General features: G+C 59.5%; 26 protein-coding genes. 19 read left to right on the top strand and 7 right to left on the bottom strand.

The annotated features are described in order from the left end of the window. Positions 1-110 precede the first annotated feature (110 nt). Together EDC28_RS00130 and EDC28_RS00125 are read left to right on the top strand one after the other, a co-directional pair. Positions 111-1,169: a sensor histidine kinase gene (locus EDC28_RS00130; RefSeq protein WP_148049769.1), complete on the top strand. Its 1,059-nt coding sequence runs from the start codon at positions 111-113 to the stop codon at positions 1,167-1,169. Next, positions 1,169-1,804, top strand: coding sequence for a response regulator transcription factor (locus EDC28_RS00125; protein WP_123420262.1), 636 nt, complete (start codon positions 1,169-1,171; stop codon positions 1,802-1,804). The genes EDC28_RS00130 and EDC28_RS00125 overlap by 1 nt, the downstream gene beginning before the upstream one ends. Before the next feature lie 90 nt (positions 1,805-1,894). On the opposite strand, the gene EDC28_RS00120 is transcribed toward EDC28_RS00125, so the two are convergent. Continuing rightward, positions 1,895-2,929 carry a sensor domain-containing diguanylate cyclase gene (locus tag EDC28_RS00120; RefSeq protein ID WP_123420261.1) on the bottom strand — a complete coding sequence of 345 codons (1,035 nt, stop codon included), beginning with the start codon at positions 2,927-2,929 and terminating at the stop codon, positions 1,895-1,897. Between the two features lie 25 nt (positions 2,930-2,954). After that, positions 2,955-4,019, bottom strand: a complete 1,065-nt coding sequence (locus EDC28_RS00115; RefSeq protein WP_123420260.1) for a metalloprotease — start codon at positions 4,017-4,019, stop codon at positions 2,955-2,957. 91 nt (positions 4,020-4,110) lie between these two features. Here EDC28_RS00115 and EDC28_RS00110 point away from each other — a divergent pair, with 91 nt between their 5' ends. Further along, the gene (locus EDC28_RS00110; RefSeq protein ID WP_123420259.1) at positions 4,111-6,384 is read left to right on the top strand and encodes a putative bifunctional diguanylate cyclase/phosphodiesterase; all 2,274 of its coding nucleotides are present in this window, start codon (positions 4,111-4,113) and stop codon (positions 6,382-6,384) included. Here EDC28_RS00110 and EDC28_RS00105 read toward each other — a convergent pair. Next, positions 6,359-7,615 carry an NAD(P)/FAD-dependent oxidoreductase gene (locus EDC28_RS00105; RefSeq protein WP_050660696.1) on the bottom strand — a complete coding sequence of 419 codons (1,257 nt, stop codon included), beginning with the start codon at positions 7,613-7,615 and terminating at the stop codon, positions 6,359-6,361. The genes EDC28_RS00110 and EDC28_RS00105 overlap by 26 nt on opposite strands. Positions 7,616-7,788: 173 nt before the next feature. Between EDC28_RS00105 and EDC28_RS00100 the strand changes: the two genes are divergently transcribed. Beyond that, positions 7,789-8,445, top strand: a complete 657-nt coding sequence (locus EDC28_RS00100) for an MliC family protein (protein WP_123420258.1) — start codon at positions 7,789-7,791, stop codon at positions 8,443-8,445. Between the two features lie 26 nt (positions 8,446-8,471). Here EDC28_RS00100 and EDC28_RS00095 read toward each other — a convergent pair whose 3' ends face one another. Together EDC28_RS00095 and ygfZ are read right to left on the bottom strand one after the other, a co-directional pair. After that, positions 8,472-8,819: a DUF3718 domain-containing protein gene (locus EDC28_RS00095; RefSeq protein WP_170163975.1), complete on the bottom strand. Its 348-nt coding sequence runs from the start codon at positions 8,817-8,819 to the stop codon at positions 8,472-8,474. Positions 8,820-9,002: 183 nt separating this feature from the next. Continuing rightward, positions 9,003-9,983: a tRNA-modifying protein YgfZ gene (gene ygfZ / locus EDC28_RS00090; protein ID WP_123420256.1), complete on the bottom strand. Its 981-nt coding sequence runs from the start codon at positions 9,981-9,983 to the stop codon at positions 9,003-9,005. 128 nt (positions 9,984-10,111) lie between these two features. Here ygfZ and EDC28_RS00085 point away from each other — a divergent pair, with 128 nt between their 5' ends. Together EDC28_RS00085 and EDC28_RS00080 are read left to right on the top strand one after the other, a co-directional pair. Next, a complete protein-coding gene (locus EDC28_RS00085) occupies positions 10,112-10,375 on the top strand; it encodes an FAD assembly factor SdhE (RefSeq protein ID WP_050660727.1) in 264 nt (87 codons plus the stop codon). Then, on the top strand, positions 10,350-10,706 hold the full coding sequence (locus tag EDC28_RS00080) for a hypothetical protein (RefSeq protein ID WP_148049768.1): 357 nt from the start codon (positions 10,350-10,352) through the stop codon (positions 10,704-10,706). The genes EDC28_RS00085 and EDC28_RS00080 overlap by 26 nt, the downstream gene beginning before the upstream one ends. On the opposite strand, the gene nadB is transcribed toward EDC28_RS00080, so the two are convergent. Next, positions 10,678-12,279 (bottom strand): L-aspartate oxidase, encoded by a 1,602-nt coding sequence (nadB, locus tag EDC28_RS00075; RefSeq protein ID WP_123420254.1) that lies wholly within the window; start codon positions 12,277-12,279, stop codon positions 10,678-10,680. The genes EDC28_RS00080 and nadB overlap by 29 nt on opposite strands. Positions 12,280-12,460: 181 nt before the next feature. Here nadB and rpoE point away from each other — a divergent pair, with 181 nt between their 5' ends. From rpoE to EDC28_RS00010, 13 genes are all read left to right on the top strand, one after another. Next, a complete protein-coding gene (gene rpoE, locus EDC28_RS00070; RefSeq protein ID WP_123420569.1) occupies positions 12,461-13,045 on the top strand; it encodes an RNA polymerase sigma factor RpoE in 585 nt (194 codons plus the stop codon). Positions 13,046-13,056: 11 nt separating this feature from the next. Then, positions 13,057-13,638, top strand: coding sequence for a sigma-E factor negative regulatory protein (locus EDC28_RS00065; protein WP_123420253.1), 582 nt, complete (start codon positions 13,057-13,059; stop codon positions 13,636-13,638). Beyond that, positions 13,635-14,669: a MucB/RseB C-terminal domain-containing protein gene (locus tag EDC28_RS00060; protein ID WP_123420252.1), complete on the top strand. Its 1,035-nt coding sequence runs from the start codon at positions 13,635-13,637 to the stop codon at positions 14,667-14,669. Before EDC28_RS00065 ends, EDC28_RS00060 begins: the two co-directional genes overlap by 4 nt. Further along, the gene (locus EDC28_RS00055) at positions 14,666-15,136 is read left to right on the top strand and encodes a SoxR reducing system RseC family protein (RefSeq protein ID WP_123420251.1); all 471 of its coding nucleotides are present in this window, start codon (positions 14,666-14,668) and stop codon (positions 15,134-15,136) included. Before EDC28_RS00060 ends, EDC28_RS00055 begins: the two co-directional genes overlap by 4 nt. A 70-nt stretch (positions 15,137-15,206) precedes the next feature. Beyond that, positions 15,207-16,997: a translation elongation factor 4 gene (gene lepA, locus EDC28_RS00050; RefSeq protein WP_050660687.1), complete on the top strand. Its 1,791-nt coding sequence runs from the start codon at positions 15,207-15,209 to the stop codon at positions 16,995-16,997. Positions 16,998-17,006: 9 nt separating this feature from the next. Next, the gene (gene lepB / locus EDC28_RS00045; protein ID WP_123420250.1) at positions 17,007-17,927 is read left to right on the top strand and encodes a signal peptidase I; all 921 of its coding nucleotides are present in this window, start codon (positions 17,007-17,009) and stop codon (positions 17,925-17,927) included. A 27-nt stretch (positions 17,928-17,954) separates the two neighbouring features. Further along, entirely contained in the window at positions 17,955-18,872 is a 918-nt protein-coding gene (gene lepB / locus EDC28_RS00040) for a signal peptidase I (RefSeq protein WP_123420249.1), read from the top strand. 44 nt (positions 18,873-18,916) lie between these two features. Then, positions 18,917-19,591 (top strand): ribonuclease III, encoded by a 675-nt coding sequence (rnc, locus tag EDC28_RS00035; RefSeq protein WP_123420248.1) that lies wholly within the window; start codon positions 18,917-18,919, stop codon positions 19,589-19,591. Further along, positions 19,584-20,477, top strand: a complete 894-nt coding sequence (gene era, locus EDC28_RS00030; protein WP_050660683.1) for a GTPase Era — start codon at positions 19,584-19,586, stop codon at positions 20,475-20,477. The genes rnc and era overlap by 8 nt, the downstream gene beginning before the upstream one ends. Continuing rightward, on the top strand, positions 20,477-21,157 hold the full coding sequence (recO, locus tag EDC28_RS00025; protein ID WP_050660682.1) for a DNA repair protein RecO: 681 nt from the start codon (positions 20,477-20,479) through the stop codon (positions 21,155-21,157). Before era ends, recO begins: the two co-directional genes overlap by 1 nt. Continuing rightward, positions 21,154-21,879 carry a pyridoxine 5'-phosphate synthase gene (gene pdxJ, locus EDC28_RS00020; protein WP_123420247.1) on the top strand — a complete coding sequence of 242 codons (726 nt, stop codon included), beginning with the start codon at positions 21,154-21,156 and terminating at the stop codon, positions 21,877-21,879. Before recO ends, pdxJ begins: the two co-directional genes overlap by 4 nt. Continuing rightward, positions 21,876-22,241 (top strand): holo-ACP synthase, encoded by a 366-nt coding sequence (gene acpS / locus EDC28_RS00015; protein ID WP_123420246.1) that lies wholly within the window; start codon positions 21,876-21,878, stop codon positions 22,239-22,241. The genes pdxJ and acpS overlap by 4 nt, the downstream gene beginning before the upstream one ends. Before the next feature lie 173 nt (positions 22,242-22,414). After that, complete coding sequence (locus EDC28_RS00010) at positions 22,415-24,505, top strand: phosphatase PAP2 family protein (RefSeq protein ID WP_123420245.1); 2,091 nt, start codon at positions 22,415-22,417, stop codon at positions 24,503-24,505. Positions 24,506-24,552: 47 nt separating this feature from the next. On the opposite strand, the gene EDC28_RS00005 is transcribed toward EDC28_RS00010, so the two are convergent. After that, a partial coding sequence (locus tag EDC28_RS00005; RefSeq protein WP_148049767.1) for a transposase occupies positions 24,553-25,062 on the bottom strand: 510 nt, incomplete at its 5' end.

The raw sequence follows: 25,062 nt of genomic DNA, 5'->3' as shown, positions 1-25,062 counted from the left end.
GCGGACCTGTCGCCATTTTGTATAACATGACGGAAATGTTACGAGCCGAGAATGCCTTGCCGTGACTTGTGGCCTATTGGCAAAACCCGTTACTGGCCCATAATGCCCGCATGAACAAAGACTTCTATCGCAATGCCAACTTCCTGGCCGGCTCTTTGACCTGGCTGGTGGTGATTGGCTTTATGGCAACCCAGGGCAGCTCCATGCTGGCCCTGGGGCTGATGCTGCTTTTCTTCTTCGGCTTTGTGTTGCAGTGCGCCCACTGGCACGGCCGCTGGGGCTGGCTGCTGGCCGGGGCCTCGGCCGTGGCACTGTTTAGCTTCAATAGTTTTGGCTACCTGGGCGTGCTGGGGGTTATCTGGTGCGCTGGCGCGCCTCTTTACCTGCCAAAGCCCTGGCCACTGCCGGCGGCGCTCGCTATGGCCAGCGCCTTTGTGCTGAGCCAGCACTTTCACTATCAGAGCATTGACCTTATCTGGCTGGGGCTTTGGTACAGCTTTCACCTCTTTTCTTTGGGAATGGCGCAATCGGCCCGCTCTGAAAAGTTGGCCAGGCAAGAGCTGGAGAGCCTTAACCGCGAGCTGCAAGCCACCCAGATGCTGCTGGAAGAAACCGGCCGCCAGGCCGAGCGGCTGCGTATCGCTCGCGATTTGCACGACAGCCTTGGCCACCAGCTCACCGCCCTTGCCATCGGTTTGCAGGTGCAAAGGCGTACCCACCCACAGCTGACCCAACTGGCGGTGCTGGAAGGGCAGGCCCGGGACGCCCTTGGCTCGGTGCGAAGCGCGGTCAGCGATATTCGCGACGAAAACCTCGACCTCAAAGCCGCCCTTGAGCAACTGGCTGGCCCGGCGGTAGGGCTTAACCTGCATCTTGAACTTTGCTCTGTGGCCGAGCCGCAGCTGGCGCAACTGGTGTTTTTACTGAGCCGGGAGGCCATTACCAACACCTTGCGCCACGCCGGGGCCAGTAGCGCCTGGCTGACCCTGGCCCCCAAGGGCCAAGGTTATGAGTGGCGTTATCGGGACAACGGCAAACTGGCGGCCCACTGGCGCCAAGGCATGGGCCTTAAGGGGATGGCGGAAAGGGTCGCCGCTGCCGGTGGCACCTTGCAAGTTGGCCGCGAACATGAGGCATTGATGCTTAAAGCCGAGCTGGGAGGCGGGTGATGATAAAAGTGCTGGTGGTGGACGATCAGGCGCTGGTGCGAGACGGTATCGCCTCTTTGCTGGCGCTGTCTGGGCAGGTAGAGGTGGTGGCAACCGCCGCCAACGGTCAGCAAGCGCTGCAGCTGTTGAACGAGCATGACGGCATAGACGTGATGCTTTTAGACCTTCGCATGCCGGTACTGGATGGCCAGGGGGTGCTGGATAAGCTCGATGGCAGCGGCCCTGCGGTACTAGTACTCACCACCTTTGACGACAGCCAGGCCCTGGCAGCGGCCATGGCGGCCGGTGCCAAGGGCTTTTTACTCAAAGACGTGTCCATGGAGACCCTGGTGGAGGCGGTAGAAAAGCTGGCCGGCGGCGGCCGCTTTATTCAGCCGGGCCTGACCGAAACCCTGGCCCGGCGCATGCTGGCCGGGGAGGCTGGCTTACCTGCTGATAGCGCCCCTGCCTTAAGTGAAAAGGAACTGGAAATTATCAAGCTGATGGCGGCCGGCTACGCCAACAAGGAAATCGCCAATACCCTGTTCAAATCGGAAGGCACGGTAAAAAACCAGGTGTCGGCCATTTTGGCCAAGCTTGAGGTCAGAGACAGGACCCAGGCGGTGCTCAAGGCCATGAGCATGGGCTTGCTGTAAAAAAGACGGGCTTCCTTGCCAGCTAAAGGAATGAAACCCGGCTAAGAGTAGTGGCCCTGCGCCATGAACGACAGGGCAGGGCGCAAGGGGTTAGCGGTAAAGTTGCCTGCTTGAATAGCAGCGCCGGCCCTTGCGTTTACTGTCGTAGAGGGCATCGTCCGCCAGGGCGATAAGGGCGTCCAGCTCCAACTGGTTGCTGCTGCCTATCCCCAGGCTGATGCTGATGGGCACCGACAGCTCGTCGTTAATGACCACAGGTTGCAGGCAGATGGCGTCCAAAAGCCGGGCCGCCAGTTTCTCGGCCTCCTCCAGTGGGCAGCTGCCCAGGTACAGCAAAAATTCGTCGCCCCCCAGCCGTATCACCAAATCGTTGCTACGAAGGTTATGGCCAAGGCGTGCTACCAGCTCTACCAGCACCGCATCCCCCACATCGTGGCCCAGTTCGTCATTGATGCCTTTAAAGCAATCCAAGTCTACCGCCACGGCAGTGCTGGCTTGATGCACGGCGGTGCGGCGGCTGACGTCGCTTGCTACCTGGGTGGGCAGAATGCGGCGGGTCCAGGCCCCGGTAAGGTGGTCGGTCATAGCTTGGCGATGAGCCACTTCCAGTTCGCCGCTCAGTTGGTTGCGCTCCTGGGTGATGGCATTGAGGCGCACCTCGTTTTCTACCCAGGAGGCGAGGCTGGCCAGGGTTTCAGCATCTTCTTCGCTAAAGCGGCGGGTTTGGGGGCTGATAAGGCACAGGGTGCCAAGGATTTGGCCTTCGAAATAGATGGGGTGGCCGGCGTAAAAGCGGATGTCCGGCGGCCCGGTCACTAGGGGGTTATCAAAAAAGCGGGCATCCTGGGTGGCATCTTCCACCACCATGGGGGCAGCCCGGGCCACCACATGGCCACAAAAGGAGGTACTGCGCGGCGTGGCGTTGCCGCTCATCCCTTCTTTGGCTTTAAAACGCTGCTCCTTTTCCGTTACCAGAGAAATGAGCGCCGTAGGCACCTTGAACATCTTGGCTGCCAGGCTGACGATGCGGGTAAAACGCGGATCTTCACCGCTTTTCAATAGCCCGCTTCGCTCCAGTGAGGCCAGCCGTTCTGGCTCGTTACTGGGCACTACCGGTGCCAACATCGGCTTCCCCTTTGTTTTGAACTCCTTAGGATGACAATAGTAAATGCGGAATTTGCGTTCCAGGCAAGCCGCTATCGGCCATGGCCCACACCAGGGCCAGTAAAGCCAGTAGCACCGCGCTGTACCAGGCGCCGCCCACAACCATGCCCCAGCGGTTCATGGGCAGCTGCCGGGTGGGTTGGTTGCGCTCACCCATCAAATCCAAAAGCCCTGCTACCAGCAAGATAGCCAGCAGCACTAGCCCAAAATAAAGGCTAAGGGCAAAACCCAGTGCCGATACCAGCAACAGGCCATAAAACGCCAGCTTATTGCCGGTAGAGGCCATTACCGCCTTGAGCACCCGGCCACCATCGAGAGGGTGAATGGGCAAGAGGTTCACCAGATTTAAAAAGGCACCTAAAGCCGTCACCGCGCCAAGCCAGGGGTTTTGAGTAAATTGCCAGGCGCCATAGGCCAGCAAGGTACTGGCAAGGCCGGCACTGGGGCCAGCCAGGGCCACATAAAGCTCTTGCCACTGGCTTTTAAACTGTTCGGCAGACACCGCGGCCCCGCCGACAAAAGGAATGAGATAAATCCCTTTGGTTTTGACACCAAAGCGCTTCATGGCCAAAAGGTGGCCATATTCGTGAATAACCAAGATGGCAATCAGGGCCAGGGCGATTTTCCAGTCAAAGAGGTAGGCGTAGGAGGCAAAAGAAGCGCCAGCCAGGGCCACCTTCACTGCCGAGGCACTTTTAAAGAGTTTGAGCGCCAACGCCAACCAGCCTAAGCCCTTGCCGTGGCGGCTTTGCTCTGTGGGCTCTTGGAGGGGAGTCACGGGCTGCTCAGGCTCGAAAGGCTCGCTGCACAGCACCTGGCCTTCGCCGGCGCGCTGGCCGTTTAGTTGCATCTGGTAATGAAGGCTGCGCTGCTGGGGTTGCCAGAGCAATTTGGCCTGCCAATTATCGTCGCCCACCGAAAAGCAATGCTCTGACTCAAGACTGCTGGCGGCACGCAGGCTGACCGGCTTGTCATCGACAAAAAGATGTTCAAGGCCCTCACTGCGGGTAAGAGTGAACTGGTGGCCTGCGCAATGAAAGGTTAACCGCATTGGGTAATTCTATCGTTTGTTGAAAAAATGTGTTTAGGTAAAGTCATTAAAAGTTAACGCCTTTTTTTGATTTAGCCCGCTTGGATGCTCAATGACAGACACCCATAACGCCTCTTCATACGATCGACGTTACCGCCTGGTGCCCATTCGGATTGCTGTTGTTTACTGCGTACTCGCGCTGCTGTGGATCTGGGGGTCCGATCAACTAAGCCTGCTGCTATTTGGTGACAACCCGTGGGTGCAAACCTATAAAGGCAGTTTTTTCGTGTTGATGACGGCTCTTATCCTCTACCGCCTCATTGACCGTTTCGCCCAAAGTCAGCGGCGCATTTATGGTCGGCAACTGGCCTTAACACAAAGTTATCAAAGCCTTTTTAACGAACACCCCCTGGCTCTTTGGTTGGTGGATACCGCAGGTAGCGTTATCCAGCAAAACCATCAAAGCCTGGCCATGGTGGGCGAGGTGTCCCACCTAGACCAGATCTTTGCCAGCCAGTTCCATCCGCTGTTCAATTCCGCCTTGTTATCCGGTGACCTGTCAGCACTGAAAGACGAAATGCAGCTGGCCAATGGCCTAAGTGTGTCGGTACTGGCCCGGCAGTTGCAGTTTGACAGCCACACACTGGTGCTGGTGGCAGCGGTGGACTTGTCTCGCGAACGCCAGGCCCGCCAGCAGCTGGCCCAAAGCGAGAAGATGATGCAGGCCTTGGTTAGCCGCCTGCCTCAGGTGTTTTGGAGCTTTGATGTGGCCAGTCGCCGCATCGAATATGTGTCGCCCGGTTACCAAGCGCTGCTGGGGCGCGACCCGCAGATGCTCTATGTGGACGCCGAAGACTGGCTGGAGGCTATAGTCCCTATGGACAGGGACAAGGTGGCCCGGGTGCTCGCCTCCGGCCAGCGCCTTCGTGGCGAGACTGAGCTGGAATATCGGGTACTGGACCAAGACGGCAACGAGCGCTGGATAAAGGACAACGCCTACCCGGTCACTGACGAAGAGGGCCGCACCCTCAAGGTGGCAGGCATCATGACCGACATCACCGAAAGCCGCACCCAGCGCAGCCGCATCTGGCATTTGTCCCACCACGACCAACTCACCGGCCTTGCCAACCGGGTGCTGCTGGGGCAAAGCCTCAATCGCTGGTTGCGCCAGGGCAAAAGCGGTTTTATGTGCCTGTTAGATTTGGACCGCTTTAAAAACATCAACGATACCCTTGGCCACAAGGTGGGTGACGAAGTGCTGGTGCAGCTGGCCCATCGCCTGCGCCGCCGCTTTGGCGACGAAATGCTGATAGTGCGAAGCGGCGGCGACGAGTTTATCCTCGCCGCCCCCCGGGATCTGAGCCTTGATGAACTGGAGGCCTTAGTCGCCCACCTTCGCCAGGGGGTGGCCGAGCCACTGGTGATTGGCAGCGACCGCCATGTGCTGACCCACAGTCTTGGCTTGGTACGCTTTCCCGAGCATGGCAGTGATGCCGAGAGCTTGCTGAGGTGCGCCGAAGTGGCCATGTATGCGGCAAAACAAGCCGGGCGCGACAACTACCGTTTGTACTCCACTACCCTCAGCGGGCCGACGCTGGAGCGGGTACGGATGGAAAACCGCCTGCGCACTGCCCTTGCCAACAACGAGTTTTTGCTGGTCTACCAACCCAAATTCAGCCTCAACGCCCAGCGTATGGTTGGGGTGGAAGCGCTTATTCGCTGGAGTCAGGACGGGCGCCTTATTCCGCCCTGTGATTTCGTGCCGCTGCTGGAAGACACCGGCCTTATCCGCCAGGTGGGGCGCTGGGTGGCCAGCACCGCTCTTATGCAGCTTAAGGCCTGGCAGGCGCTTTGGCCGGGGCTGACCATGGCCATTAATGTGTCGGCAGTGCAATTGGATGAAGCGGATCTGGCGGATTTTTTCGCCGGTGAGCTTAACCGTTATGGCCTGGCCGGCGCGCTTTTAGAAGTGGAACTCACCGAAGGCGCGCTGCTGCGCGACCCAGAGCAAGCCTTGGCCTTTGTGAATGGCATGCGCAGCAAAGGCATTCGCCTGGCGGTGGACGACTTTGGCACCGGTTATTCCAGCCTGTCGCACCTTAAGGATTTTGCGCCCGAGGTGCTGAAACTGGATAAAAGCTTTGTCCAGCCCATGGCCAGCGATACGCGCTCAGCCAAGCTGGTGGAAGGGGTGATTGCCCTGGCCCAGGGGCTGGCTATCGAGGTAGTGGCTGAAGGGGTGGAAGACGAAAAAGCCCTGGCACTGCTGGCAAAAATGCGTTGCGACACAGTGCAGGGCTTTTATCTGAGTGAGCCGGTATTGGCGAGCGCCCTGTCATCAACCCAGGGCGCGGCCAGGCTTAGTGCAGTTTCAGGCGGGGCCTGACCCAGCCGTTGAACTTGTCGGCGATCACCATGCCGATGGTGCGCCACAGCCCAAACATGGCCAGCTGGTGTTTGCGGTACAAGGAGATGTACATCCAGCGGGCGATATGGCCTTCCACAAACAGCGTGCCTTTGGCGATAGACCCCATCAAGCCGCCCACGGCGCTGTAGTTGGCCAGCGACACCAGCGAGCCGTAATCTTGGTATTTGAACTCGTCGCTGAAGGGCTCGTCCTTGACCAGGGCCGCAAACAGCTTGTTGAGAAAGATGGCCTGCTGGTTGGCAGACTGGGCCCGTGGCGGGGCGGCGTCGCAGCAATCCCCCAGAGCGTAGATGTGCTCGTCGGAGGTGCGCAGCTGGCCGTTGACCTCGAACTGGTTGCGCCGGGAGGTGGCAAGCCCCAGCTGGGCCAGCCAATCGGCGCCTTTGATACCGGCGGCCCACACCATTAAATCTGCTTCGATACGCTCGTCGCCGTCCAGCACAAAGGCGTCTTTGGTGGCTTCAATCACCTTGGCGCCGGTACGCACCTTCACCCCAAGCTTGTTGAGTTCGCGCTGGGCCTTGGCGGCAATTTTTTCGTTGAGCGCCGGCAAGATGCGGGGGCCCGCTTCCAGCAAGGTCAAATCCAGGCTTAGGTGTTTGGCGCCGTAGTGGCGAAACACCTTCTCGGCGCTGCGAAGCTCGGCAGAGAGTTCTACGCCTGTAGCGCCGGCGCCAACAATGGCTACCGACAGCTTGGCCGGGGTTTCGCTTAAGGTTTCGCTTTGCACCCTTGCCAGCAGGTGGTCGTGAAAGAGGTTGGCTTGCTCGGGGCCGTCGAGGAAAAAGGCATGGTCGGCCACGCCTTTGGTGCCGAAATCGGCGCTCTGGCTACCTACCGCCATCACCAGAAAATCGTACTGAATATGCTGGTTGCTACTGAGAAAACGGCCTTTGCCATCGCGGGTGGGGGCCAGGGTCAGTTGCCTGTTTTCCCGGTCCAGTTCAGTGAGTTGGCCCTGGATAAACTGAAAGCCGCTCAGGCGGGCGAGGTTCAGGTAATCGGCGCCGCCAAGTTCAGGGTTGAAGGCGCCGGTGGCCACTTCATGGAGCAGCGGTTTCCAGACATGCTGGCGGTGCTGGTCGATAAGCAGCACCTGGGCCAGGTGTTTCTTGGCAAGACTGCGACCGAGCCGGCAAGCCAACTCCAATCCGCCGGCGCCACCGCCGACAATCACAATACGCTTCATAAAACGTCTCCTCGGGGGTTGGCCTACGTTACCAAAGCTGCGAAGCCATCGCTAAGTAAAAAAATCAGCTGGTTAGCGCTCGGTAAACGGGGTGAAAAGGCGGTTACCAAGCCATTGTCAGGCTGGGTTGAACTGGGGTGGCTAAGGTTACAGCTGCAAGGTTGGGGGGATTTATGAGCAAACACATCTGGGCGGTTGTACTGGTTCTGCTAAGCGGCTGCGGCGACAAAGGCAACACTGATTTGCCGGTAACGGCCAAGGCGCCGGAAGCGCCGGATCTCTCTGAGCGGATAGCTGGCCCTGGCGCCAGGGTCTATCACTGCACCGACACCAGCCTGGTGCTGGAGCAAAAGGGCGGCAGCAGCATGTTGTATCTTGATGGCCAAAAAGTGCCGGTGCAGCAGCGCCAGAGCAGCAGTGGCATTGAGTACGCCGGCACCGAGCTGCATCTGGTTACCAGCGGTAAAGAGGCCACCTTGACGACCAGAGGCGCCAGCCAGAGTTGCCGGCTCGACCCCAAGGCCACCGCCTGGGACAGCGCCAAGCTCAAAGGGGTGGATTTTCGGGCTTTGGGCAACGAGCCCGGCTGGCAGCTGGAGATCTCCGGCACCGCCATGGAGCTTGATACCGATTACGGCCAGCAACGTTTCAAAAGCGGCGCCCGGCGCCTGCAACAAGGCGACAAGACCCTCTTTGAGGGCAGCGGTTTTAGCGCCACCCTAAGCCCAGGCCCCTGCGTTGACGACATGAGCGGCGAGCGTTTTGATACCAAGGTGGCTATTGCTCTGGGCAGCCAGCAACTGCATGGCTGCGGCAATTTTCTCAAATAAAAAAGGCGCCAACGGCGCCTTTTTTATTACAGGCTGCCCTGCACCATAAGCGACACGTCGGCTTTGGCAACAATGTCTTTGATTTCAATCTGCTGTTTCATCCTTCTCAGGAACTGGCTGGCAACACGGTCATTGCCGGCTTCGGCGGCAAAGCGCCCCACTGACATGTCGTTGCAACGCAGGTTGTTGGCAAGAAAATGGTAACTCAGGTGAGTTTCTTTGAGCTCCATCACCATGCCGATGGGGGTGGCGGTCGCGGCTGAAATGCAAAGCTGGGTTCCCAGGCTGTTGTCGGCAGCCACATAACGGGTTTGCGCCAGGGCCGGTGCGGCGGCGAGGGTGGCGCCAAGGATCAGTATCGAGGCCAATTTCATCTTCACTTCCTCCAAACGCAAGACAGGGATGTCGGTGTCCATGTCAAAGTGTGGAAGAGAGGGCTTGGATGGCCGACGGGGTCTGTAACAGAGTGTGTCAGGCGATATCTGCAGGGATTGGGCTAAGGGGCTAAGTTTTATCAGTATTCCCTTATGCAACCCCTTGCATAAGGGAACAGTTGCTTACAGCTTGGTGCTCTGGGCGACCAGGGCAAGGGCGCTGCCCGGGGCGTCTTTGAGGCGAAATGCGCTGTCGGGTTCCAAATCATTGCTGGCCACTGCCAGCACCCGAAGTTCGCCTTCGGCAAAGCGATAAGCCGCTACCACCACACCGCCACGGCGATAACTTTCACCGAGCTTGAGCTCCAGCTCGTCGCCGGCCTTGGGGGCTTGGTCGGCGCTGCCGGCCAATTGCCAAAGCGCGCGCTTGTTGCCGCCGCGAAAATGCATCCGTGCTACCACTTCCTGGCCGATGTAGCAGCCTTTTTCAAAGCTGATGCCGCCGAGGTTATCAAGGTTCAATTGCTGAGGAATGTACTCGCCCTGAATGGCAGCGGGCAGCCAGGGCTGGCCGGCCAGTACCTCAAGACCTTGCCAGGCCGAGGGCTCAAACCAGGCATCGGGCAGTTTGCTTACCAAGGCCTTCATGGCCTCAACGGGCAGGGCCACCAGGTAGCGAGACGCGCCTTTATTCAGCACAAAGCCGCCTTCTAGCGGGCTCACCTCAAGGGGCGCGGCGGGTAGCGGCAGGCCGGCGGCTTGCAAGGCATCACTAGCGCTGCTGCCACTCACCCCTAGCATCAGCAGCTCGTCGCTGGCATCGCTCAGGGTGACCTTGTTGAACACCGCAAATTTGGCCATGCCGGGCAGTTGGCTGGCGATGGCGTCGCGGGCCTGGATAAGCAGGATGTCGTCTTGCTGCCAGAGCAGGGTAAAGAGCCCCAGCATCTTGCCTTTGGGGTCGCACTGGGCGGCGAGACTAGCTTGGTTTTTAGGTAAGACAGTCAGATCGGTGGTGACCTGACCTTGCAGGAATTTTTGCGCCTCAACCCCTGCTAGGCGCACCAGGCCCAGCTCGGTCAGGGGCATCAGCGCCAAGGTGGGCAGGTTCAGGGGCAGGGGGCTTTGTGGCAAGGTGCCAAGGATGCTTTGCCAGGATGACATCAATCACCTCCTCAGAATAAGTGGCGCCATCATACCACCAAGGGGCGGCCACAATTGAAGTGCAGGCTGATAGCGGCGCCAAAAGCAGGTAAACTTGGCCAACAAAATTTGCCGGAGTAGTGCGCAACATGACCGATAACAAGAACAAGTCACGCCTCAAATGGGCCTGCCGTCGCGGCATGCTGGAGCTGGACGTGCTGTTTGAGCCCTTTGTCGACGAAGCCTATGACGAGCTGAGCGACCAGGACAAGGTCACTTTCGAGCGCCTACTGACCCAGGATGACCCTGATTTGTTTGCCTGGGTGATGGGCCACCAGCAATGCCCGGACCCGGAGCTGGCCGCCATGGTGCAGCTTATCCTCGACCGTGTCCACGCCCGTATCAAGCCATAACCTCCAGCTGCGTTTATGGCGCTGGCGCCCCTGGCTCAAGCGGGCGCCGTTGCTGCTGATTTTCCCCGCCCTTTGCTGGCTTAGCTGGCCGGCATTGCTGCTGTTACCGCTCCTTTACTTAGTGACCTTTCCGGCCGCCCCGGCGCTGTTGTGGCTAAACGAGGCCGGCATGGTGCGCCTTGATGGCCAGCCGGTGGTTGTCAGCCGGGTAATGAAAAGCCCGCTGCTGGTGATGTTCCAGGCGGGCTCTAGGTGGTACTGGGTTTATCGGCCTGAACTTGGCGAGGCCGACTGGCGCCGGCTCAAACGCTGTCTGGGCGCAGCACCGTAGGGCTGGCGTTTTCAAGCTGACCGGGGTAATCGAGGTTATAGTGCAAGCCCCGCGACTCTTTTCTTGCCATGGCGCAGCGCACAATAAGCTCGGCCACCTGTACCAGGTTACGCAGCTCCAACAGGTTGTTCGACACCCTGAAGTTGGCGTAGTAGTCGTGAATCTCCTGCTTCAACAGCTCGATGCGGTGCATGGCCCGCTCCAGGCGTTTGTTGGTGCGCACTATCCCTACGTAGTCCCACATGAAAAGGCGCAGCTCGTGCCAGTTGTGGGCAATGACCACTTCTTCGTCCGAGTCGATGACCTTGGACTCGTCCCAGGCCGGGGCCATGGGCAGGCTTTGCAGTTGGCCAAGCTCGGTGTTTATCTTTTCGGCGGCGGCGGTGCCGAACACCAGGCATTCAAGCAGGGAGTTCGAGGCCATGCGGTTGGCGCCGTGCAGGCCGGTGTAGGCCACTTCCCCTATGGCGTAGAGGCCGGGCACATCGGTCTGGCCCTGCATGTCGGTGACCACGCCGCCACAGGTGTAGTGGGCGGCCGGTACCACCGGAATGGGACTGGTGGTGATGTCGATGCCAAGGCCCTTGAGCTTTTCATGGATGGTAGGGAAGTGCTTGATGATGAAGTCGCTGTCCTTGTGGGAAATATCCAGGTACACGCAATCGGCGCCCAGCTTCTTCATTTCATGGTCGATGGCCCGGGCTACTACGTCCCGTGGCGCCAGCTCCCCCATCTCGTGGTACTTGTCCATAAAACGGCTGCCGTCGGGGCGGCGCAATACCGCGCCTTCACCGCGCAGGGCTTCGGTGACCAGAAAATTCCTGGCCTGGGGGTGGTACAGGCAAGTGGGGTGGAACTGGTTGAATTCGAGGTTGGCTACCCTACAGCCCGCCCGCCAGGCCATGGCAATGCCGTCGCCCGAGGCGATGTCGGGGTTGGAAGTGTATTGGTAAACCTTGGAGGCGCCGCCGGTGGCCAGCACCACCGCCTTGGCGCGGATGGTTTCCACCCGCATCTTGTTGCGGTTCCACACATAGGCGCCGAAGCAGCGGTCGGTATCGAGGCCAAATTTGCGGCCGGTGAGCAAATCCACGGCGTTATGGGCTTCTAGCAGGCGAATGTTGGGGTGATTGCGCACCTGTTCCACCAGGGTCAGCTGCACAGCGCGGCCGGTGGCGTCGGCGGCATGGAGAATGCGCCGGTGGCTGTGGCCGCCTTCGCGGGTCAGGTGAAAGCGCGAGTCGTCGTCTTCTTCGCGGTCGAAGGGCACCCCAAGGGAGATGAGCCATTCCAGGGCTTCCTTGGCGTGGCTGGCGGTAAAGCGCACCGCGTCTTCTTCGCAGATGCCGCCACCGGCCACCATGGTGTCTTCCACGTGGGACTCAACAGTGTCGGTTTCGTCAAAGACGGCGGCAATGCCGCCCTGGGCATAAAAGGTGGAGCCCTCTTTTAAGGGGCCTTTGGCCAGCACCAACACCTGGGCGGTGTCGGCCAGTTTCAGGGCCAATGTCAGGCCGGCAGCGCCGCTGCCGACAACGAGGACGTCACAGAGATGGTCAGTATCTGCTTGCATACAGTATGATGGCGGGCAGGGCAAGTGACTGGATGCGGCGCAGTATCCCTCCAAATCCGAGGGAGAGTCAAAAAGTTACGAATGCATTGAACTTCCCATGAACCGCCGCGTCATAGAGTTGGCGCTTGTACCGAGTCACAACGCAGAAATTGAGAAGAACATGTTGGGAGAACAGGCTCGGATGAATGAGCAGACCGTAGATAACGACCTGGCGTTGGTTGAGCGCGTCCAGCGAGGCGACAAACAGGCGTTTAATCTGCTGGTTGCCAAGTATCAGCACCGGCTGGCCAATTTGGTGGGCCGGTATGTGAAAAATCAGGGGGATGTGCCTGATGTGGTTCAGGAGGCCTTTATCAAGGCGTACCGGGCACTCCCTAATTTTCGCGGCGAGAGTGCCTTTTATACTTGGCTTTATCGCATCGCCGTAAACAGTGCCAAAAACTATTTAGTGGCACAGGGCCGCCGTCCGCCGGCCAATGATGTAGACGCGGACGAAGCAGAATTTTATGACGGCGCCGATGCGCTGCGTGAGGTCGACAGTCCCGAGCGCATGCTGCTGTCGGAAGAAATCAAGAAAGTGGTGTTTGAAACCATTGAGTCCCTGCCGGACGATTTGCGATCAGCCATCACGTTGCGAGAGATGGAAGGGCTCAGTTACGAGGAGATAGCTGTCGTGATGGATTGTCCGGTAGGGACAGTACGATCGCGGATCTTCAGGGCCCGCGAAGCTATCGACAAACGGCTGCAACCTTTGCTCAGGCGTTAAGGGTAAATACTATGGCACAGCATCGTGACGAACTCTTCTCAGCCCTGGTGGACAACCAGCATCCGCTGGATGGTACCTGGCTGGAGGAAATCAAATCAGACCCAGAGGCGGCTGAGCGCTGGCAGCGTTATCACCTGATCGGTGATGCTCTGCGCGGTGAACTGCCGGCTCAGATGTCTTTTGACATCACGGACCGGGTCGCTGCCGCATTGGACGAGGAACCGGCGCTGCTGGCCCCCAAGGCGACTGAAACCAAAGCCAAGCCCCGTGGCCTGCAAGGGTTCTGGCGCCCGGTGGCCCAGATGGCGGTCGCGGCCTCCGTTGCCTTGGTGGCGGTGATCGGTGTTCAGCAGTACGGCGCCAAGAGCGACGTGCCGCAGCCGGTCAGCAACCCAGTTTTGTCTACCCTGCCGGCTATCGGTACTGCTGCGCCGGTGAGCCTGGAAGCTGGCCCGCCCAATGGTGAGCAAGGCCGCCTTATTCAGGCCGAACAGCAACGCCGCGTTAACGCCTATCTGCAGGACCACGCCCAGCAACTGCGGTTGCAGGACGATGAAAAAGTGACCGAGGATAGCGAGGCGAATCCGAAATGATGTTCCCCTGGCTGGTGCTGGCAGCGGTCACTGCGACCACTGTGCCGGCCAACCAGGGGGTAACCCCCGGTAGCCAGCCCCAAGCCGAAAGCGCCCAGGCGCTGCCCCAGCACAACCCATCATCTCAAGATGCTGAACAAAATCAGGCCCAGGCGCTGCAATGGCTCGATGCCTTGTCCCATGCCCTGACCAATGACGACTACGTGTTGTCATTGGTCAAGGTCCAGGAAGGGCGAGTGCAGCCGTTCCGCTATGAGCATGGGGTGATTGACGGCGAACAGATCGAGCATCTGGTGTTCCTTAACGGGCCGCCACGGGAAGTGGTCAGAAAGGGCGACGTGGTCACCTTGCTGGACATGGACCATGCTCCTTTTTCCTATAAGGCCGACAGCATTCGCGGCCCTATTCCCGATGCGCTGCTGACCGCGCCGGCCGACCTTGTTGACCACTACAACCTGGTGTTGGCCGGGGTGTCGCGGGTAGCAGGGCATCCGGCCCAATTGCTGCGCATCGTGCCCAAAGACAACTACCGCCACGGTTTTTGGATCTGGATAGACAGAGACAACCACCTGCCGCTGCGGGTAGACCGGGTAGCCCAGAATGCCGAGGTGATCGAGCAGCTGATGGTGGTGGACATGGATAAACTGGACGCCCCGTCCGACCATATCCAGCGGGTAGCCAAGGCCCAGTTCCCGGCCCCCAGCGCCCTGCCCAGTCAAGGCTCGCCCCAGGCCCTTGGCAAGGTCAACTGGCTGCCGCCGGGCTTTCACCCGGTGACTGCCAACTACCATCGCCTGGCCTTGCTGGGCGAAGGGGTCGATTACTGGCTCTATTCCGATGGCCTGGCCGAGATTGCCGTGTACATCAACCCCAGCGCCCCGCGCCAGGAGCTGACCATCCATCAGAACGGCTTTTTCAACCTGGTGGGGATCAACCACGGCGGCACCGAGGTGATGGCGGTTGGCACCGTGCCTACCGCAGCCCTTGAGAGGGTGGCGCGCCAGGTTAGCCTGACCGGTGGCCAGCCATGATGGAGCGTGACGTCGAAGTGGTGGCGGTGAAGGGCCGCCTGATCCGGGTCCAGTTTCGCCGCCAGTCCAGTTGCGACAGCTGTTCCAGCAACGAGCAATGTGGTTCGGGGCAACTCTCCAAAGCCGTTAACCGCCGCCTAGACGTGCTAGACATGCACTGCGATCAAGCCGTGGCGGTAGGGGATTTTGTGCGGGTAGGCATTACCGAGCAAAGCCTGGTGCGTGGCACCCTCATCCTGTATCTGCTGCCGTTGCTGTGCCTTATCGCGGCGGCGGTGTTGGCCAGCCAGTTAACCGCCAGCCTGGCCCTGTCCGAGTTGTGGGTATTGCCGGCCTTGGTTGGCGGCGGTTATGGCGGTTTTCGCTGGGCTGGTTATCTTGCCGGGCGGCTGGTGGCAGAGCCCAAGCTTATCAAGGTGCTGAGCCGCGAAAGAGACAGAATGGAACTTGCGGTGACGGGCGGATGATTTGCCCGGCGGTTTAGCGTAAAATCCCCGCATTTGCGACCCAGCATTGACGTGGACCCATCCTAGCCTCATGAAGCATATTCGTAACTTCTCCATTATTGCCCACATTGACCATGGCAAATCTACCCTGTCCGACCGCCTGATCCAGGTCTGTGGTGGCCTGACCGACCGCGAAATGCAGCAGCAGGTGCTGGACTCCATGGATCTGGAACGCGAGCGCGGCATTACTATCAAGGCCCAGAGCGTTACCCTCAACTACAACGCCAAAGACGGCGAGACCTACCAGCTCAACTTTATCGACACCCCCGGCCACGTGGACTTCTCCTATGAAGTGTCCCGCTCCCTGGCGGCCTGCGAAGGGGCGCTGCTGGTGGTAGACGCCGGCCAAGGGGTAGAAGCCCAGACCCTGGCCAACTGCTACACCGCCCTGGAGCAAAACCTGGAAGTGGTGCCGGTTCTTAATAAGATTGACCTGCCCCAGGCCGACCCAGAGCGGGTGGCCACCGAGATTGAAGACATCGTCGGTATCGAAGCCATCGACGCGGTGCGCTGCTCTGCCAAAACCGGTATCGGCGTTGAAGACGTGCTGGAGCGCATCGTCCAGGCCATTCCGGCCCCGGTCGGCGACCCGGACGCGCCGCTGCAGGCGCTCATCATCGACTCCTGGTTCGACCCCTACCTTGGGGTGGTGTCCTTGGTACGCATCAAGCACGGCTCGCTGAAAAAGGGCGAGAAAATCAAGGTGATGAGCACCGGCCAGAACTGGGATGTGGACCGCATCGGTATCTTCACCCCCAAACAGAAAGACACCGACGGCCTCAAATGCGGCGAGGTGGGCTGGGTGGTGTGCGGCATCAAAGACATCCACGGCGCTCCCGTAGGTGACACCCTGACCTTGGCCCGTAACGGCGCCGACAAACCGCTGCCGGGCTTTAAAAAGGTCAAACCCCAGGTTTACGCGGGCCTGTTCCCCATCAGCTCCGACGATTACGAGTCTTTCCGTGACGCCCTGGGCAAATTGTCCTTGAACGACGCGTCGCTCTTTTACGAGCCGGAAACCTCCACCGCCCTTGGCTTTGGCTTTCGCCTGGGCTTTTTGGGCATGCTGCACATGGAGATCATCCAAGAGCGCCTGGAGCGGGAATACGATCTCGACCTTATCACCACCGCCCCCACCGTAATTTACGAGGTCAAAAAGACCGACGGTGAAACCGTGCAGGTGGACAACCCCTCGGCGCTGCCGCCCATCCAGAACATCGAAGAGATTGGCGAGCCTATCGTTGAGGCCCACATCCTGGTGCCGCAAGAGTATCTGGGTAACGTCATTACCCTGTGTATCGAAAAGCGCGGCATGCAAACCAACATGGTTTACCACGGCAACCAGGTGGCGCTGACTTACGAGCTGCCCATGGCCGAAGTGGTGCTGGACTTCTTTGACCGCCTCAAGTCCACCAGCCGTGGCTACGCCTCGCTGGATTACAACTTCAAACGCTTCCAGGTGGCCGACATGGTGCGCCTGGACGTGATGATCAACGGCGACCGGGTCGACGCCCTGGCCATCATCACCCACAAGGACAACGCCCAATACCGTGGCCGCGAACTGGTGGAGAAGATGAAAGAGCTCATTCCTCGCCAGATGTTCGATATCGCCATCCAGGCCGCTATCGGCAACCACATTATTGCCCGTAGTACCGTTAAGGCGCTGCGTAAGGACGTAACCGCCAAATGTTATGGTGGTGACGTCTCCCGTAAGAAAAAACTCCTTCAGAAACAAAAAGAAGGTAAAAAGCGGATGAAGCAGCTGGGGAACGTTGAAGTGCCCCAGGAGGCCTTCCTCGCCATCTTGAAAGTGGGTAAATAAGGACAATTCATGGCGCAGTACTTCTCCATCTTATTGGTGCTCATCACCTTGGGCACCGGCCTGGTCTGGTTGCTGGACAAACTGCTGTGGGCGCCCAAACGCCGGGCCGCTCTGGCCCGTGCCGAACAGGCCGCCGGCGGCGAGCTGGACCAAGACAGTCGTGAGAAGATGCTGGCTCACCCCAGTTGGGTGGAGAGTTGCCGCGGCGCCTTCCCGGTGATCGCGGCGGTGCTGGTACTGCGCTCGTTTTTGTTTGAACCCTTTCAAATTCCGTCCGGGTCCATGATGCCCACCCTGCTGGTGGGCGACTTTATCCTGGTGGAAAAATTTGCCTACGGCATCAAGGACCCGGTTTTTGCCAAGACCATGATCCCCACCGGCAAACCCAAGCGTGGTGATATCATCGTCTTCAAATACCCCGAAGACCCTAAAGTCGATTACATCAAGCGGGTAGTGGGCTTGCCGGGGGATAAAATCATCTACCGCAACAAGCACCTCTATATTCAGCCGGCTTGCGCCGAGGGCGTTAAGGAATGCCCAGGCCTGAGCGAAGTTACCAGTGTCGACAAGGGCAAGGGCGAGTTTTATCTTGGCAACTTCCCGCTCGACCGGCGCACCGAAACCTTAGGCGATGTCAAACACGACATCCTGCTCAACTACGCCTTTCCTGACCGGGTTGGCGAGTACTTCGAGCAACCCGGCACCCGCCCTGACGAATGGATAGTGCCGCAAGGCGAATACTTCGCCATGGGCGACAACCGCGACAACAGCCGCGATTCGCGCTTCTGGGGCTTTGTGCCGGAGCAGAATCTGGTGGGTAAAGCAGTCTTTATCTGGATGAGCTTTGACATGGACCGCAGCCCCGACAGCTGGCTGCCAAGTTGGGTTCCCACCGGCGTGCGCTTTGGCCGCCTGGGCCCCATTCACTGACGGCCAAGAGGCGGGAGACGCATACGGATGGCACAGTATTTCTCTATCCTGCTGGTGATGTTGACCCTGGCCACCGGCCTGGTCTGGGCCCTGGACCGTTACCGCTGGGCGCCGAAGCGGCGCAGCCAACTGGCCGATGCCGAGGCGGCGGCCCGTGGCACCCTGGAGGGGCCGGAGCGTGACAAATTGCTGGCCCAGCCCGGTTGGGTAGAGAACAGCGCCGGGGTGTTCCCGGTGATAGCGGCGGTGATGATACTGCGCTCGTTTTTGTTTGAGCCGTTTCAAATTCCCTCCGGCTCCATGATGCCCACCTTGCTGGTGGGCGACTTTGTGCTGGTACAGAAGTTTGCCTACGGCCTTAAAGATCCGGTTTTTGCCAAGAAGGTGATTGCCACCGGCGAGCCCAAACGGGGCGATGTGTTTGTGTTCAAGGACCCGCGCGACCCGAAAATCGACCTGATAAAAAGGGTGGTGGGACTGCCGGGAGACAAAATTGTCTACCGTAACAAGCACCTTTATGTGCAGCCGGCCTGCAAGGGCCAGCAGCCTTGCCCGGCCCTTGCAGAAGTGGCCAGCGTTGATGAAGGCCTTGGCGCCTTTTTTATCGGTAACTACCCGCTGGACAACCGCCTTGAGACCCTGGGCGATGTAAAGCACCACATTTTGCAGGCGCCCGGTATTCCCGACCGGGTAGGGGAGTATTATCGCCAGCCGGGCCAGCGCGCCGGCCAGTGGCTGGTGCCGGCAGGACATTATTTCGCCATGGGGGATAACCGCGACAACAGCGCCGATTCCCGTTTCTGGGGCTTTGTGCCGGAAGAAAACCTGGTGGGCAAAGCGGTATTTATCTGGATGAGCTTTAACATGGACCGCGGTCCGGACAGCTGGTTACCCAGTTGGGTGCCGACCGGGGTTAGATTCGGACGCATAGGTCCCATAAAATAACGATTCAGCAGGGCGGACACTCCGCCCTCTTTATTGGAAGAGAGATGACCCATTCTTTAGAGACTTTGTATCGCCGCCTGGGCTACTGCTTCAATGACGAAAAGCGGGTTCGCCAGGCGTTGACGCACCGCAGTGCTGGCTCCCAGCACAACGAGCGTCTGGAATACCTGGGCGACTCGATTTTGAGTTTTGTCATTGCCGACGCCCTTTATCATCGGTTCCCGGCCGCTAACGAAGGGGATATGTCGCGGATGCGCGCCACCCTGGTCAAAGGCAAAACCCTGGCCGAGTTTGGTAGCGAATTCCAACTGGGCGACTTTTTGCGCCTGGGGCCGGGCGAGCTCAAATCCGGCGGTTTTCGCCGTGAGTCCATTTTGGCTGACGGCGTAGAAGCCTTGATTGGCGCCATTTATCTGGATTCGGATTTACCCACCATTCGCGACCTTATCCTCAGCTGGTATGACAGCCGCTTAGAGGCTATCCAGCCTGGCGTCGCCCAGAAAGATCCCAAAACCCGGCTGCAGGAATACCTGCAGGGCAAGCGCCTGCCTCTGCCACACTATCAGGTGGAGAAAGTGGAAGGGGAAGCCCACCAGCAAACCTTTACGGTGTCCTGTCTGGTGGAAGGTATCGACAATCCCTTTATGGGCGTAGGCTCCAGCCGCCGCAAGGCAGAGCAGGCCGCCGCCGAGCAAGCCCTGGAGCAATTAAATGACTGAGCAACGCTGTGGTTTTGTGGCCATTGTCGGCCGCCCCAATGTGGGTAAATCCACCCTCTTGAACCAGCTTTTAGGCCAGAAGGTGTCCATCACCTCCAAAAAGGCCCAGACCACCCGCCACCGCATCCTGGGTATCGACACCCAGGATGACCTGCAGGTGATCTACGTTGACACCCCCGGCCTGCACAAGGACGAGAAAAAGGCCATCAACCGCCTGATGAACCGCGCCGCTGCCAGCTCTTTGGGCGACGTAGAAGTGGTGGTGTTTGTGGTGGAGGGCAGCCACTGGGAAGACGACGACCAGATGGTACTGGAAAAGCTCAAAGCCGAGAAAAAGCCGGTTATTCTGGCGGTCAACAAAGTCGATAACGTCAAGAACAAGAACGACCTGTTCCCGCACCTCAAATGGCTGTCCGAGCAATTCGATTTTGCCGCCATCGTGCCGATCAGCGCCGAGAAGGGCACCCAGGTAGAAGCCCTGCGCGCCGAGGTGGAAAAACGCATTCCCGAGTGCGAGCACATCTTCCCCGACGACCACATCACCGACCGTTCCAGCCGCTTTATGGCTGCTGAAATCATCCGTGAAAAACTGATGCGTAACCTCGGCGACGAAGTGCCTTATTCGGTGACGGTAGAGATTGAGCAGTTCAAGGAAGAAGAAGGCCGTTTTCATATCAATGGCCTTATTCTGGTGGAGCGGGAAGGGCAAAAGCGCATGGTGATCGGCGCCAAAGGCGACAAGCTCAAGCGCATCGGCACCGACGCCCGCCAAGACATGCAGCGCCTCTTTAACTACCCGGTGCATCTGGAACTGTGGGTGAAGGTGAAATCCGGCTGGGCCGACGACGAGCGGGCCCTGCGTTCCCTGGGTTACGGGGACGACTAATGGCCCAGGGGGCCTATGTGCTGCACCGCCGTCCTTACCTGGACGACGCCGCCCTTGCCGAGCTATTGCTTGAAGACGACAGCAGGGTCGGCGCCGTGGTTCGAGGCATGGCGGCCAAGAAGAGTCATAAAAGGGCTGCCATGCAGCCCTTTGTGCTGCTCGAGCTGACCCTGGCTGGCCAGGGTGATTTAAAGAACGCCCGCAGCATTGACGTTAAAACCGCCCATCCCCTTACCGGCAATGCCCTTTACGCCGGTTTTTATGTCAACGAACTGCTTATTCGCCTGGTGCCCCGTGGCGTCGAGACCGATGGCCTGTTTCGCCTCTACCAGCAAACCCTGCTGGCGCTGAGTAGCGCAGATGTGGAGCCGGTGCTGCGCCGCTTTGAGCTGAGCCTGTGTCATCGCCTGGGCTATGGCGTTGATCTGTGGCGCGACACCCAGGGCCAGCCCCTCAATCCCCAAGGGCGTTACCAACTGCTGCCCGAAGAGGGCCTGGTGAGTGATGTGAAAGGCCCATACCCTGGCCAGGCGCTGCTGGCCATGGCCCAGGACCTTTGGCAGGATGAGGACACCCGGCGTATCGCCAAACACTTTTGCCGTGCCCTGCTGGCCCCGCATCTGGGGGACAAACCGCTAAAAAGCAGGGAGCTTTTTCGACTCGCAGGAGGAGTCCAATGAGCCCAATCCATCTTGGTGTGAACATCGACCATATTGCCACCGTGCGTAACGCCCGTGGCAGCCAATACCCAGATCCAGTGGAAGCCGCCTTTGTGGCCGAACGGGCCGGGGCCGACGGCATTACTATCCACCTGCGCGAAGACCGCCGCCACATCAAAGACCGCGACGTGTTTCTGTTAAAAGACACCATCCAGACCCGCATGAACCTGGAGATGGCGGTCACCGACGAGATGCTGGCCATTGCCGAGCAGGTCAAACCTGCCTTTGTGTGCCTGGTGCCGGAAAAGCGCCAAGAGCTCACCACCGAGGGCGGCCTGGATGTGGTCGGCCAGTTTGCGCGGGTTAACGCCGCCTGTGAGCGCATGGCAGAGGCGGGCATTTTGGTGTCGCTATTTATCGACTGCGACCCGCGCCAGATAGAAGCGGCGGCCAAGTGCCGGGCGCCTTTTATTGAAATTCATACCGGCCACTACGCCGAGAGCCAAGGCAGCGAGCAGGCCAAGGAGCTGGAGCGCATCCGCCGTGGCGTAGAGCTGGCCGACAGCCTTGGCATCACCGTTAACGCCGGCCACGGCCTGCATTACCACAACGTGCAGCCCATTGCCGCCATGGCGCAAATCTATGAGCTCAACATCGGCCATGCCATTGTTGCCCGAGCGCTCTTTGACGGCCTGGACAAAGCCGTGCGGGATATGAAAGCGCTGATGGTGGCCGCCAGGTGATCCTCGGCCTGGGTAACGATGTGGTGCAAATTGGCCGCTTTGAGCGCGCCAGTGAGCGCTTTGCCAAACGGCTGCTCACCGCTGCCGAACAGGCCCAGTTTGAAGCGAGGGGCAAGCCGCTGTCTTTTATAGCCAAGCGCTGGGCCGCCAAGGAAGCGGCGGCCAAGGCCCTTGGCACCGGCATTGCCGCCGGGGTGAGCTTTCAGGATTTTGAAGTCAGTAACGATGCTGCCGGCAAGCCCATCTTGCGCCTGAGCGGCCAGGCTAAAGCCCTGGCCGACGCCATGGGGGTGCGCCATTGCCACCTGGCCTTGTCAGACGAAAAGGCCTTGGCCATGGCCACCGTTATCCTCGAAGGTTGAACCCGGCACTGGCCGGGTTTTTTATTGATTTGCCGAGTATTTTCATCATTTGGTATAAAAAATTTCATATACCAAGCTAATTTACCCTTCCTAATCAAGGGTTAACAAAACAGTCACCGAGCTTTCATAAAGAGTGCTTAGGGTGCTGGGACTTTTTATAAAAGGACCCAGCCATGTACCCCAACTCCTTGCAACGTTCCGCCTTGTCCCTGGCCGTGTTGGCCGCCCTGACCCTAGTACTGCCCGGCTGCAGTGACAGCCATGACGATACCCCCAGCGTTGAGATAACCAAGCCGGCCATCCCCACCGGCCTTGGCAGCGAGCTGAGCGTACCGCTGCCGGCAGTGGACTACCCGCTGCCGTCGGCCGAGAACGCCGCCAACAACGCCGACTCGGCGCTGCGTTACAACATCGACCAAAACCCCATCGCCAACCTGCTTAAGGGCATCAACAACATCTGGACCGCCGGTTTTGCCGGCTGGCAGCAAAACGCCAACGGCAATGGCCCCGACAACTTCGACGGCCAGCAGATAGTCAACGCCACGGTGTGGAAGGAAAACATCCAGTACGTGGTCAAGGTCACGGCCAACCGCAGCCAGGACCAATCCGTCGAAGCTTTCCTCGATGACCAGCGCAGCAAGAACTACAGCGTGATTGACGGCTACGGCCCCCTTACCGAAGCCTACGTGGCCGGTGCCGGCGCCTATACCGACATCCACGCCCCGGCGTTGTCTGACGTGCTCAGCAACGCCCATTACAGCGCCGCCAACAACGACGGTATCCAGTACGCTGGCAGCAGCGACAGCGAGCTGGGTGCCGTCTACCAGTTGGTTTACGACTTCCGCCAAGCCGCGCCGGCCTCTACCAGCGCCTCCAAATACCTGTTCTCTACCCCGCGCCCCTGGCGCATGGACGATGACGGTAAAGTTGATTACCTGGGCTCGGCCAATTACAGCTGCGTCGATGCCGACAGCAACACGGACAACAGCTGGATCTTCGACAGCTACACCAGCAGCGTGAAAGTGGTGCCGGGCCTGGTATGTGCTCGCCGCCATCACGAGAGCAGCATCATCGCCGACGACCAGGAAAACCGCCGCAAAGATGGCGCCTTCCCTTCAGGCCACACCAATGCCGGCTACCTGGCGGCCATGGCGTACGCCTATGCCTTGCCGCAGCGCTACGCCGAGATGCTAACCCGCGGTTCGCAGCTGGGTGAAAACCGCATCCTGGCCGGTATGCACTCGCCGGTAGACGTGATTGGCGGCCGTATCCACGCCCTGGCGGTAGCTGCCTACGCCCTTGGCCAAAGCACCATTCAAAGCGACGCCCAGGCGGCCTACACCAAGGCCCAGTCTTACTTTGGCGCCATGGCCGATAGCGCCGACATGAGCCTCTATGCTTACGCCCACACCACCGTTGCCAACCCCGGCAGCCTGGTTGATGGCAGCGCCGTTAACACCAGCGTCTTTAACAACAACCGCTACAGCGACCACGCCGCCATGAAGGCGCTGTATCGCGCCCGCCTGACCTACGGCTTTACCCAAACCGGCACCGCTGGCGCCGCGGCCATAGTGCCCCAGGGCGCCGAGTTGCTGCTGGCGAGCCGTCAACCCTACCTCAGCGCCGAGCAGCGCCGCGCCGTGCTGGCTACCACCGAAGTCGACTCCGGCTACCCCATCCTCGATGAGTCCAACGGCTGGGGCCGCCTGGACCTGGTGATGGCAAGCGACGGCTACGGCGCTTTTAATGGCGACGTGACCGTGGACATGGACGCAGCGGACGGCGGCTTTAGCAGCCACGACTGGTGGCGCAACGACATCAGCGGCACCGGCATGCTCACTAAGGAAGGCACCGGCACCCTGACCCTGACAGGCGCCAACAGCTACAGCGGCGGCACCCTGGTCAAGGCCGGTAGCCTGGAAGCCCAGTCCCCCAGCGCCTTTGGCGTCGGCGATCTGTACGTCAGTGCCGGTAATGTGCTGGTTAACGCCAGCGGCGCGGTGACGGTAGCCAACTTCACCCAGGACGACGGCACCCTCACCATCGACATGGACGACGACGCCGCCCAGCTGCAAACCACCGGCACCGCCTATATCAGCGGCGGCCAACTGGTGCTTAACTTCAGCAGCCAGCCCGCTGCCGGCAGCCAGTTCACCCTGATCAGTGCTGGCAAGCTGGCCGGTCAGTTCGCCAGTGTCAGCGCCGGCGCCGTGAAGGTGGCCCTGAGCTACACCGACACCGCCGTTATCGCCACAGTGCAATAAGCACTCTAGCCAATAAAAAAGCCGCTCATCGAGCTAATGCCAGTCAGTTAAGCTGACTGGCATTTTTTCTTTCTCGCTGGATACTTGCTGTATTTTGGCCGGATGCAGCGTGGATATGACCGGTCTGGTCGTCGGTCGGGGAGCTTGAACTGGGCCAGGGTGCTAATGAACCACGCGTATTGCTTGGGATATGCGCCTGGATGGGTGGTTTGCTGGGTACAAAAAAAGTGGATAACGGCGCGCGCGCAGCCGGCAAAGCTCAGTTGGTTTGGCCACACCCCTTCCAGGGGCGCTGCCGCCTTTATCATTGCCACCCGAATGAGGTTGTACGCCAGCAACAGCCCCCATAACTCCTGCCGCGTCATGCACGGCTTTTTGCTCCTAAGGGTATAGCTCGACTGCAGCAGGCTTTGCTTCATTTCCCGGTAACCCAGCTCGATTTCCCAGCGGTGGCTGTAAAGATCGACGAGGTCGTCGCAGGGGTAGCGGCGGGTATCGAGCAAGGAGGTCAATACTTGCCGGGACTTGCCCTTAATCTGATAGGTGATGAGCCGGGC

It is taken from the genome of Gallaecimonas pentaromativorans (assembly GCF_003751625.1).
GTDB classification, from domain to species: Bacteria; Pseudomonadota; Gammaproteobacteria; order Enterobacterales; family Gallaecimonadaceae; genus Gallaecimonas; species Gallaecimonas pentaromativorans.
Note: the sequence above shows the minus strand (reverse complement) of the source record. Positions and strands in the feature narration are given on the sequence as shown.